Origin of the sequence: Pseudomonas atacamensis, assembly GCF_017167965.1 — a bacterium.
GTDB lineage: Bacteria > Pseudomonadota > Gammaproteobacteria > Pseudomonadales > Pseudomonadaceae > Aquipseudomonas > Aquipseudomonas atacamensis.
This window is the reverse complement of sequence record NZ_CP070503.1, coordinates 2881706-2893609: the sequence shown is the minus strand read 5'-3', so window position 1 is coordinate 2893609 and position 11904 is coordinate 2881706. Positions and strand designations below refer to the sequence as shown.

8 protein-coding genes are annotated in these 11904 nt (G+C 62.1%); 6 read left to right on the top strand and 2 right to left on the bottom strand.

Going from position 1 to position 11904, the window contains the following annotated elements; all coding sequences use genetic code 11:
* The first annotated feature begins 53 nt into the window (after positions 1 to 53).
* From JWU58_RS13170 to JWU58_RS13160, 3 genes are all read left to right on the top strand, one after another.
* Complete coding sequence (locus JWU58_RS13170; protein ID WP_206422130.1) at positions 54 to 1352, top strand: carbohydrate porin; 1299 nt, start codon at positions 54 to 56, stop codon at positions 1350 to 1352.
* Positions 1353 to 1801: 449 nt separating this feature from the next.
* The gene (gene proP / locus JWU58_RS13165; protein ID WP_024013032.1) at positions 1802 to 3304 is read left to right on the top strand and encodes a glycine betaine/L-proline transporter ProP; all 1503 of its coding nucleotides are present in this window, start codon (positions 1802 to 1804) and stop codon (positions 3302 to 3304) included.
* A gap of 86 nt (positions 3305 to 3390) precedes the next feature.
* Positions 3391 to 4668, top strand: coding sequence for an OmpP1/FadL family transporter (locus JWU58_RS13160; RefSeq protein ID WP_206422129.1), 1278 nt, complete (start codon positions 3391 to 3393; stop codon positions 4666 to 4668).
* A gap of 3 nt (positions 4669 to 4671) precedes the next feature.
* On the opposite strand, the gene JWU58_RS13155 is transcribed toward JWU58_RS13160, so the two are convergent.
* Both JWU58_RS13155 and JWU58_RS13150 read right to left on the bottom strand, forming a co-directional pair.
* Positions 4672 to 6285 carry a mechanosensitive ion channel family protein gene (locus JWU58_RS13155; RefSeq protein WP_024013034.1) on the bottom strand — a complete coding sequence of 538 codons (1614 nt, stop codon included), beginning with the start codon at positions 6283 to 6285 and terminating at the stop codon, positions 4672 to 4674.
* Positions 6286 to 6295: 10 nt separating this feature from the next.
* The gene (locus JWU58_RS13150; protein WP_206422128.1) at positions 6296 to 7411 is read right to left on the bottom strand and encodes an AI-2E family transporter; all 1116 of its coding nucleotides are present in this window, start codon (positions 7409 to 7411) and stop codon (positions 6296 to 6298) included.
* Positions 7412 to 7855: 444 nt separating this feature from the next.
* On the opposite strand from JWU58_RS13150, the gene JWU58_RS13145 reads away from it, so the two are divergent.
* The 3 genes from JWU58_RS13145 to JWU58_RS13135 all read left to right on the top strand — a co-directional run bounded on the left by JWU58_RS13145 (position 7856) and on the right by JWU58_RS13135 (position 11828).
* Positions 7856 to 9559: an amidase gene (locus JWU58_RS13145; protein WP_206422127.1), complete on the top strand. Its 1704-nt coding sequence runs from the start codon at positions 7856 to 7858 to the stop codon at positions 9557 to 9559.
* 192 nt (positions 9560 to 9751) lie between these two features.
* A complete protein-coding gene (locus JWU58_RS13140) occupies positions 9752 to 11047 on the top strand; it encodes an OprD family porin (protein ID WP_206422126.1) in 1296 nt (431 codons plus the stop codon).
* Positions 11048 to 11468: 421 nt separating this feature from the next.
* Positions 11469 to 11828: a DUF6124 family protein gene (locus JWU58_RS13135; RefSeq protein WP_073476221.1), complete on the top strand. Its 360-nt coding sequence runs from the start codon at positions 11469 to 11471 to the stop codon at positions 11826 to 11828.
* Positions 11829 to 11904: the final 76 nt, after the last annotated feature.

Here is an 11904-nt window from a genome sequence, read left to right as displayed (position 1 = left end):
AAGCACCGCGTCGCCGTTTTATTGCGTTAAAGATTTCAGCAGGAAGGATTCACATGTCATCGGCTGTTCGCTTTTCTCGTACCAAACTTTCCACTGGCCTGTTGCTGGGCCTGAGCTGCACCACTGCCCTCCCCGCGCTGGCCGCCAGCGATTCCGATCTGCTGACCCGCAGCACCCTCACCGGTGACTGGGGCGGCTTGCGTCATCAACTCGATGCAGACGGCGTCAAGTTCACTGGCGATTACAGCGGCGAAACCGCTTACAACGCCGACGGCGGCCTGCACCGTTCGGCGCGCTACTCGCAGAACATCAAACTCGGCGTGCAGTTTGATCTGAGCAAACTCTACGGCGTCGACAACGCCGGCAAAGTGCAACTGACCATCAACGACCGTCGCGGTAACAGCGCTTCGGAAGATCTGGTCGGCAACCGCCTGCCGATTCAGGAAAACTACGGCGGCCTGTACACGCGCCTGACTGAACTGAGTTACGAGCGCAGCCTGTTCACCCCGGCGCTGAACGTGAAGCTCGGCTACATGGCCATGGGCAACGACCTCGGCGGTCTCGACAGCGGCATTCTGTGCAACTTCATGAACGCCGGTTTTTGCGGCCATCCGCTGAACATGTCCGGCGGCAGCGGCTGGACCAACTACCCCAACGCTCGTCTGGGCGTGCGGGTCAAATACGACCTGTCGCCGTCCTGGCAGCTGCGTGTGGCGGCGTTCAACGTCGACCCCGAGAGCAACGGCAATTCCAGCCGCGCCTGGCATATGGGGCCGAAGCACACCACTGGCACCGTCGTGCCGATCGAGTTGGTGTACAAGCACGCCGGCGAGCTGCCCGGCGAGTACAAGCTCGGCTATTACTACGACAGCTCCGACGTCAAACGCATTGGCAGCGACGACGAGGTGTCCGGGCGTGGCGGGCATTATCTGCTGATCGATCAGGCCGTATGGCGTTCGCCGACCTCCGAGGGCCGCAGCCTGCATGCGTTCGGTCAGTATTCGGCGGCCAGCGAAGCGGCCTCGCCGTTCAGCAAGTGGTACGGCACCGGCGTGGTTTTGTACAAACCGTTCGAAGGCCGCCCGCGTGACACCTTGGCGCTGGGCTACGGCCGCGCCGTGCCGAACCCGCGCAGCCGCGATGTGCAGCAGGATGCCGCGCTGGCCAATGGTGCTGCGTTTCCGAACCTCGATAGCGCCGAGCAGTTGATCGAGTTGGGTTACGGCTACCAGGCCACCCCATGGCTGACCCTGCGGCCGAACCTGCAATACATCATCGAACCGGGGGCGTTTTCCGGGCAGGACATCGATAATGCGCTGGTGGTGGGTTTGCAAGTAAAGGCTGCACTTTAAGCCTTTGGTGAAAGGCTGCCGTCATCGCGAGCAGGCTCACTCCTGCAGGATTGGCGGCGTGCGCAAAATCCCTGAAAAACACAAAACCACTGTGGGAGCGAGCCTGCTCGCGAAAGCGTCGGGTCAGGCGACTGCGATATTGAATGTAGCGCCGCCTTCGCGAGCAGGCTCGCTCCCACACGGGATTTGTGTTGGATCAGGGAATTGTGATTCGCCGCGCAAAATTGTAGGAGTGAGCCTGCTCGCGATGGCATGGGCTCAGGCAACAACTGTCTTGAATGTTCCAACCAAGCTCTTCAGCGCACCGACCACCCGCCCCACCTGTCGAAATTAATTCCAGCCCATCGGTGAATTATTTCGTGTCCGCATGTATCTGAGCCAGAAGAGCCGGCGCCATCATGGAGATGGCATCGCAGCGGTAATCTGGATCAGCGAGCGGGAACAGCGCAATGAAATCACGCAAGAACACCGTCAAACCGATCGGTTTGAAAGACATCACCATTGTCGACGACGCCAAGATGCGCAAGGCGATCACCGCCGCCGCACTGGGCAACGCCATGGAATGGTTCGACTTTGGCGTCTACGGCTTTGTCGCCTATGTGCTCGGCAAGGTCTTCTTTCCCGGCGCCGATCCCGGCGTGCAAATGATCGCCGCGCTGGCGACCTTCTCCGTGCCCTTCCTCATCCGTCCGCTTGGCGGTTTGTTCTTCGGTGCGCTCGGCGACAAATACGGACGGCAGAAAGTCCTCGCCGCGACCATCGTCATCATGTCCCTGAGCACCTTCGCCATCGGCCTGATTCCGTCCTATGCCTCGATCGGCATCTGGGCGCCGATCCTGCTGTTGCTGGCGAAAATGGCCCAAGGTTTCTCGGTCGGTGGCGAATACACCGGCGCCTCGATCTTCGTCGCTGAATACGCGCCCGACCGTAAGCGCGGCTTCCTCGGCAGTTGGCTGGATTTCGGCTCGATCGCCGGTTTCGTCTTCGGCGCCGGCGTGGTGGTGCTGATCTCGACGATTCTTGGTGAACAGCGCTTCGAAGAATGGGGCTGGCGGATTCCGTTTTTCCTCGCCCTGCCGCTGGGCATGATCGGCCTGTATCTGCGCCACGCCCTGGAAGAAACCCCGGCGTTCCAGCAGCACGTGGAAAAACTCGAACAAGGCGACCGCGAAGGCCTCGCCGGTGGCCCGAAGGTGTCGTTCAAGGAAGTCGCAACCAAACACTGGCGCAGCCTGATGACCTGCATCGGCGTGGTGGCGGCGACCAACGTCACCTATTACATGCTGCTCACCTACATGCCGAGTTACCTGACGCACAACCTGCACTACAGCGAAAACCACGGCGTGCTGATCATCATCGCAATCATGGTCGGCATGCTCTTCGTGCAGCCGCTGATCGGTTTCATCAGCGACAAGATCGGCCGCAAGCCCTTCATCGTCGTCGGCAGCATTGGCCTGTTCATCTTCGCCATTCCGGCGTTCATGCTGATCAACAGCGGCAGCATCGGCCTGATCTTCTCCGGCCTGCTGATCCTCGCGGTGCTGCTCAACTTCTTCATCGGCGTGATGGCCTCGACCCTGCCGGCGATGTTCCCCACGCACATCCGCTACAGCGCGCTGGCCAGTGCCTTCAACGTTTCGGTGCTGATCGCCGGTCTGACCCCGACTGCCGTGGCCTGGCTGGTGGAAAGCACCAACGATCTGTACATGCCTGCGTATTACCTGATGGTCATCGCCGTGGTCGGTCTGGTCACTGGCGTGACCATGAAGGAAACCGCCAACAAGCCCCTGCGCGGCGCGGCCCCGGCGGCTTCCGACCTGGAAGAGGCCAAGGAGCTGTTGCAAGAACACCACGACAACATCGAGCAGAAAATCGAAGACATCGATGCCGAAATCGCCGCGCTGGAAGCCAAGCGCAAGGAACTGGCGCTCCAGCATCCGCGCATCGATTGATCAGTGCGGCGTCGGCAATCGGTCCGACGCCGCGCCGAGCTTGAGCTAGCCTTGAAACCGGATCGCATGCCATTCAAGGAGTTCACATGTTCAAGCTGATCAAAAGTTCGGTCGCTGGCGGATTGCTCTTCGCCAGCCTCCAGGCCGAAGCCGGCGGCATCATGATTTACGAGGCCGGCCACGAAGGCACAGGGCTGGCCAACGCCGGTTCTGCGGTCATGGCCAGCGACCCGAGCATTCTGATGACCAACCCGGCGGGCATCAGCCAACTGGCGGGCACTCAGATCAACTTCAACGCCCAGTTGATCCTCGGCGACGTCAGCTTCTCCCGCGACAACGCCAACACCTTCGGCGGCAACGAAGGTGGCAACGCCTTGAAGTACCTGCCCGGCTCCAGCTTCTTCATCAGCCATCAACTCGATGAGCGCTCCTCGATCGGCTTCGGCATGTACGGCAATTTCGGTCTGGCGCTGGACTACGACGATGACTGGGCCGGGCGCTATTTCGCTCAGGAGTCGGCCATTATCGGTGTGTCATTCCAGCCCACCTATGCCTACAAGATCACCGACGACCTGTCCGTCGGCCTCGGCCCACGCTTCATGCTCGGCTACTTCCGCACCGAAGTGGCGGTCAACAATAACGTGCTCGGTCTGGGCAACGCCGAGGATGGTCAGTTGCGTTACAAGGACACCGACTGGGGCACGGGCGCCAACGTCGGCGTGCTCTACAACCTCAACGAGCGGACCAGACTCGGGCTGGCCTGGACCAGCAAGATCAAGCTCAAATTCGAAGACAAACCCGAGCTGAAGAAAATCACCAATCCGCTGCTGCGTCTGGCGCTCAACCGTCTCGACGCCGATCAGCTGAACGTCGACATGAACGTGCCGCAGACCGTCACCACCAGCGTGTCCTACCAGCTCGATCCGCAGTGGACGCTGCTCGGCAGCCTCGGCTGGCAGGACTGGAGCGATTTCGGCAAGGTCGGCGTGGAAGTCGATACCGACCTGGGCTCGACTGCCAGAACTGCGCAGCGGCAATACAAGGACACCTGGCATGCCTCGATCGGCGCGCAGCACCAGATCAACCCGAAACTGCGCTGGAACGTCGGCCTCGGTTACGACTCCTCGGCAGTGGATGACAAGGATCGCACCGTCGACAACCCGATGAATGAAGCGTGGCGCGTGGCGACCGGGGTCAGCTATGCATTGCAGGACGATGTCGACGTGCACATGAGCTACACGCTGATCTACCTCGGCGACATGGACGTGCAACAGACCAAAGCGCGCTCCGGCGGCTCGGTCTCCGGTGAATACAAAAACGCCGCCCTGCATGTGCTGGGCGGCGGCGTGGTCTGGCGTTTCTAGGGATTACTCATCCTTCGGCGCCTGCGCCGGTGCGGTGAACCACTGCTCCGGCGGCACGCGCTTTTCCTGCTGCGGATCGCCCAGGTAATGCGGCGACATGATCTGCACGCCATATTCGTTGAACACGTCCTGAATATTGGCGTGGAGCATGCTCAGCAACACCGCACGCGGGCGCGGCTGGCTGGGGATGGCCTGGGCCACCAGTCGATACTCGGGATAGAAGTCCGACAGCGCGGTCTGGAACACCTGCGCCGGCGGGTCTTCGAGCACGCCCGGCGTGCGTTTGGCCGCCTCCAGCAGCATCGCTTCGACCTGGCGCCATGGCGTGTCGTAGCCGATGGTTACCACCGTATCGACCACGTACCCAGGACCTTGCACGGTGCGCGAGTAGTTCTTGGTCACGGTGCCGGTGATCATCGAGTTGGGCAGCGTCAGCACTTCACCGAGGCCGGTGCGAATCCGCGTGGTGAACATGCCCAGCTCGGTGACGGTGCCTTCGTACTCGCCGATCCTGACAAACTCGCCGGGGCGCAAAGTCCGCGTGTAGGTCAGGATCAACCCGGCCGCCGCTTGCCCGACAACACTGGTGGCGCCAAGGGAAATCATCAGGCCGATCAGCACCGACAAGCCTTTGAACGCATCGGTCCCGGCGCCGGGCAGATAGGGATAAGCCATCGCCAGCGCAAACAGCCAGACTGCCAGTGCGGTCAGGCGTTGCGTCGGTTGCAGGGTTTCATGGTTGAGCCAGCTGAACGTCCCCGGCGCGGCCATCCGGCGCAGGATGCGTCGGGTAAATGCGGTCACGCCCCGGGCGATAAAGAAAATCGCCAGCGCCACGCCCAGCCCCGGTATCGCATCGACGATGCCCTGCAACAGATAACCGGCCAGTTCCACCAGATAGTTGTTGAGGCTTTCGCCCCACGGCCGCGTATACGGGAAGCGTGACAGGACAAAACCGAGCCATTCGTAGGACAGCAGCAGGATCAGCAACCAACGCAGGAACAACAGGCAGCGGCTGACCAACGGGTAGAGAAAATTCGAATCGATCAGTTGCACCCGCCCGACCTTCAGCGCCTTGGTGTGGCGATCCATCAGCGCCGGCAGTTTCGCCAACAGTTTGTGGCGCAGCCATGACAGGCACCACAGCAGCGCCAGATAGATCAGCGTGGCCACCGCCGCCAGCGCCAGCGAACGCACAATCATCTGCACGTTGCGCGCCTCCCGGGTCTCGTTGACCACCTGACGCAGTTTTTCCGCTGCGCCTTCGGCAGCTTCCTGCACCGAGGAATAGGCCAGGCTGTCGACATCCTTGGGCGCAACGATAAACGCACGGGTATTGCCGATCAGCACCATGTAACTGTTCTGGATCGAATCAGTGCTGATTTTCAGCTCAGGGTCTTCCTCCAGCGCTTCACTGATCACCCGCTTCGCCCGCTTGACCCGTGAGGCCGGCGCCTCGCCAAGAATGGTCGCGCGAAACAGCATGATGCTGCGGTTGGCCACCTTCAGTTCTACCGCTTCGTCCGTTGCTGGCGTGGTGTCTTCCAGTGCCTGGCCGAGCCCGGACCACAGTGTTGCAGCCAGCAGCATCGCCAGCACCATCAGCCTGTTACGCATGCGCCGTTCCTTATGGCTGATTGTCGTGAGGGGTTTCATCCAGCACTTGGCTGACGTCGGCCGGCTGATAGACCCAGCCGATGAACAATTCATAACCGACCGCCAGGATCACCGGCCCGGTGAACAGGCCGATGATGCCGCTGGTGACCATGCCGCCCAGCGCGCCGATCAGCACCACCGGCATCGGCACGGCCACGCCACGGCCGAGTAGCATCGGCTTGAGCACGTTGTCGGAGAGCCCGGCGATCACCATCCACACGGCGAAGATGATCGTGCCGGGGCCGACGCCATCATGGGCAAAGACAAACACCACCACCGGCACGGTAACCAGCAGCACCGGCAGTTGCATGATGCCCAGCAGCAACACCATCAACGCCAGCACACCGGCGGCGGGCACGCCCATGATTACCAGTGCCACACCGATCAAGATCATCTGGATAAAAGCGATACCGACCACGCCCTGCGCCACCGCGCGAATGGTCGAAGTGCACAGCTGCGCGATCTGCGGGCCACGCACCGGGCCGGAAATCCGCGTGGTGATCGCCACCGCCGTGCGATGGCCGCGTTCGCCGTGGGTCATGATCAGTCCGGCGACGATCAGCGCCACGACAAACACCACAATGCCTGCGCCGACGCCGGCGGCCTGATGCAACAGCACCCGGCCCCAACTGGTCAGGTGCGGCGCCAGTTCCTTGAACACCCAGCTCAGGTCCTGCGAAGCGTGCATCCAGATGCCATACAACGGCGCGCCGATCAGCGGCCAGTCGGCGACATTGGCGGGTGGCGGCGGAATCTCGAACTGCCCCGCTTCCACGGTTTGCATGCCCACCTTCACCGAATCGGCCACGGATGCGCCGAGCAGGCTCAGCGGCACCATCAGGATGACCAAGCCGAGCAACACCAGCACAATCGCCGCCCAACCGTAACGGTTGCCGAGTTTTGCGCCGAGTTTCTGGTTCAGCGGGTACAGCGTGACCGCGAGGATCAGCGCCCACAGCATCACATTGAGAAACGGATGGAAAATGTCGTAGCAGAACAGCACCAGGGTCGCGATCAACCCGGCGCGGATCAGTACGTCTAGCAAGGCTTTGGAACTGTTGAAGGCAATCAGCGGCTTATCTTCCATGGCAACATTCCTGAGCGGTGCAGCATTCGGGATGCGCTGAGCCTAGAACATGTTGGGCTGGTCTTCCTGTGGGGCGCGGGATTATCGGTTTACGCAACACATTGTGGGAGCAAGCCTGCTGGCGAAAGCAGTATTTCAGGGCCAAGACCCTTTTGAATCTGCCGGCGCCTTCGCGAGCAGGCTCGCTCCCACCAGGCTTTGCGTTAATCCTCAATCTCAACCCGCCCACAAATCCAGTGTGGGAGCGAGCCTGCTCGCGAAAGCGCAAGGTCAGGCAGCACGGATGCTCAGGCCATCTACCAACAAAACCATCACCCCACCGATTACTCCGCCCGCCGCATGGTGTTAAATAGGCGCCAGTCCCGACCTTGTCGCTTCAAGCCGTGCCACGAGAACCGCTATGAAAACCCCTGCCCAGAACATCCTCGCTCAACAGGTGACCCCATGATCGAAGTCACCGAAGTCTCCATCGCCCAACTGCGCGCCGCCCTCGAATCCGGCCAGACCACTGCCGTGGAACTGGTGCAGGCCTATCTGGCACGGATCGATGCCTACGACGGCGCCGACACCCCGACGGCACTCAACGCCGTCGTCGTGCGCAACCCCGAAGCACTGAACGAAGCGCGCGCCTCCGATGCCCGCCGCGCCAAAGGTGAAACCCTCGGCCCGCTCGATGGCATCCCCTACACCGCCAAGGACAGTTATCTGGTCAAGGGCCTGACCGCCGCCTCCGGCAGCCCGGCGTTTGCCGATCTGGTTGCCCATCGCGACGCCTTCACCATCGAGCGCCTGCGCGCTGCCGGGGCGATCTGCCTGGGCAAGACCAACATGCCGCCGATGGCCAATGGCGGCATGCAACGCGGCGTCTATGGCCGCGCTGAAAGCCCGTACAACGCTGACTACCTGACCGCACCGTTCGCCTCCGGCTCGTCCAACGGCGCCGGCACCGCGACCGCTGCGAGTTTCGCTGCGTTCGGCCTGGCCGAGGAAACCTGGTCGAGCGGCCGTGGCCCTGCGTCGAACAACGGCCTGTGCGCCTACACCCCGTCGCGCGGCGTAATTTCGGTGCGCGGCAACTGGCCGTTGACCCCGACCATGGACGTCGTCGTGCCGTTCGCGCGGACCATGGCCGACCTGCTCGAAGTGCTCGATGTGGTCGTCGCCGAAGATACCGATACCCGTGGCGACCTCTGGCGCTTGCAGCCGTGGGTGCCGATCCCGCGTGTCAGCGAAGTGCGCCCGGCTGCGTACAGCGAACTGGCCGCAGACGCCAAAGCCCTGGCCGGCAAACGCTTCGCCATCCCGCGCATGTACATCAATGCCGACCCGGACGCCGGCACCAGCGAAGCCCCCGGCATTGGCGGCCCGACCGGCCAGCGCATCAACACCCGTGCGTCCGTGATCGATTTGTGGAAACAGGCGCGTCAGGCCCTTGAGGCCGCTGGCGCCGAAGTCGTCGAAACCGACTTTCCGCTGGTTTCCAACTGCGAAGGCGACCGCCCTGGCGCGCCAACCGTGTTCACCCGTGGGCTGGTGTCGAAAGAGTTTCTGCACCATGAACTGTGGGATCTGACTGCCTGGGCGTTCGACGACTTCCTGCAAGCCAACGGTGACCCGAAGCTTAATCGTCTGGTTGACGTCGACGGGCCGAAGATCTTCCCGCACGACCCCGGCACCCTGCCCAACCGCGAAGGCGATCTGGCCGCCGGCATGGACGAATACGTGCGCATGGCCGAGCGCGGCATCACGCCGTGGAATGAAATCCCAACCGTGCCTGATGGCTTGCGCGGTCTGGAGCAGACCCGACGCATCGACCTCGAAGACTGGATGGACAGCCTCGGCCTCGACGCCGTGCTGTTCCCGACCGTCGCCGACGTCGGCCCGGCGGATGCGGATGTCAATCCTGCTTCGGCCGACATTGCCTGGAGCAACGGCGTCTGGGTGGCCAACGGCAACCTCGCGATCCGCCACCTCGGCGTGCCAACCGTCACCGTGCCCATGGGCGTGATGGCCGACATCGGCATGCCCGTCGGCCTGACCTTCGCCGGCCGCGCCTACGACGACTCGAACCTGCTGCGCTTCGCCGCCGCTTTCGAATCCACCGGCAGCAAACGCCAGATCCCACCGCGTACACCGCCGCTGGCTTAATGCACTGTGTCAGCTCCCACAAATACTGTGGGAGCTGGCTTGCCAGCGATGGCGGCCTGACAGCCGCCACATTTCCACCTGACTATCCCACAGGGTTTGGTGTGAGGGCTGCCAACTCAGCACACCGGCCCAATCCTTACCAGGCCAATCCGCCGATCATCAGCGCCATCCTGATGACCACCGGCCCTGACCATGATCAACCGCGCCCCCTCCCGCCTCACCCTGATTGCCATGCTCTGCGGTCTGACCGGCACCGCCCACGCCAGCGGCTTTTTCGACGACGCCAAAAGCGATGTCCTGCTGCGCAACTTCTACCTCAGCAACGACTACCGCTCGCCCACACCCTCCGGGAAAAACTACAAACAGGAATGGGCACAAGGCTTTATCGGCAGCTTCTCATCCGGTTTCACCGAGGGCGCAGTCGGTTTCGGCATCGACGCGCACGCTTTCGCCGGCCTGAAACTCGACGGCGGCAAGGGCCATTCCGGCACCGGTCTGTTACCGGTCGATAGCGATGGTCGCAGTGAAAACAACTATTCCAGCGCTGGCGGTGCGTTCAAGCTCAAGGTCTCGCGAACCACCCTCGCCTTCGGAGAAATGACCGTAGAAACCCCGGTCTTCGACACCTCCGACAAACGCCTGCAACCGGAATACGCTACAGGCTTTTTGCTCAACAGCGCCGAGTTCGACAACGTCAATCTGCTCGCCGGGCATTTCACCGCGTTCAAGAACCAGGACAGCTCCTCCGGCAAAGGCGACTTCTACGGCTACGGCGCCAACACCGAAGCGGGTGGCATCAGCTTCGTCGGTGCCGACCTGTTCAGCTCAAGCCCGATCGGCGGCGCACTCTACGCCTCAGAACTGAGCGACACCTGGCACCAGTATTACGGCAACCTGCACTTCAAACAGTCCGGTGTGCTGCTCGACGCCAACCTCTACCATACCCGCGACACCGGCCGCGCATTGGCCGGCGAGATCGACAACAGCGCCTTCAGCCTCTCCGGCAAATACAGCTTCGGTCCGCACGCGGTGATGCTCGGCTGGCAGCGCATCAATGGCGACACGCCGTTCGATTTCGTCGGCGGCGACTCGATCTACCTCGCCAATTCGATCAAATACGCCGACTTCAACGGCGCCAACGAACGCTCCTGGCAAGCCCGTTACGACTTCGATCTCGGCGCCTTCGGCATCCCCGGCCTGAACTTCATGACCCGCTACGTCAGCGGCAGCCACATCGACGGAACGCACGCGCCCAAGGGCGGCGCCTACAATCCGTTCGACGCCGACAGCGGCGACTATCAACCGCAACAAGGCAGCGGCGGCAAGCACTGGGAACGCGACATCGACCTGAAATATGTCGTGCAGTCCGGCGCCGCGAAGGATCTGTCGGTGCAGCTATCGCACGTCACCCACCGCGCCAACGAAGCGCAGGCTGGCGATGATATTGACCGGATTTACGTGGTCATTCAGTACCCGCTGGGTTTCTGAACCACCCACTCAGCTCTTGCTGAAAACAGGATTCCGACTGTGGGAGCGAGCCTGCTCGCGAAGAGGCCATCAGGTTCGGCGCAACTCTTCGATTTAAACGACGATGTTTAAAATACACCTGCTGACACGGTCTCAAGGCTACAAATCCTTGCGCCATTGCCTACAGCCAAGCCAGAATCCGCCGGCTTGTGCGCCTTGGGGGCGGGTTCTATTGTGGTGCGGTCGCTGAATGTTCAGTGACCGGGTTTAGCAGCCCGGCAAATTTTCAAGGCACGTTGGCTCCGCCTCTTTTTATGGCGGCTTGCGTGGGGCACTTCGGTGCGCCGGGATCCTTGAGCCTGGTCTGCTAACCCGCGTAAAGCCGCCACCCTCTTCGTTTAGCAGCGAAGGCTGACGGCTCCATTTCTCAAGGAGCTTTACCATGATCAAACCCACACCCAACCCACCCGAATCCGACCCGACCTCCCCCTACGAATCCCTCGACTCAAAAAAACTCCACCAAGCCGCCGACCGCGCCCTCGACCACTACCTTTGCCCGCCCGGCTCTACTCCACCGCCGTTCAGCCCCCGCGCCATGTACGCCGTCACCGCCGACACCAAAAATGAAGACCTGCTGGCCAACGCCTGCGAAACCCTCGCCTCGGCAAAAACCATCGCCCAGGAATTCGCCGGGCTGGTCAAGCCATCCCAGCGCCGGACGCTGATGGGCATTGCGCAACTGATAATGCTCGGGGAACTGGCGGTGAACCGGGTGCTGGATAATCTGGAGTTGCCGGGGTAATGCGGGCCGGCTGAGTTATGCGATGCCCGTGCCGGCCTCTTCGCGAGCAGGCTCGCTCCCACATTGATCCTGGTCG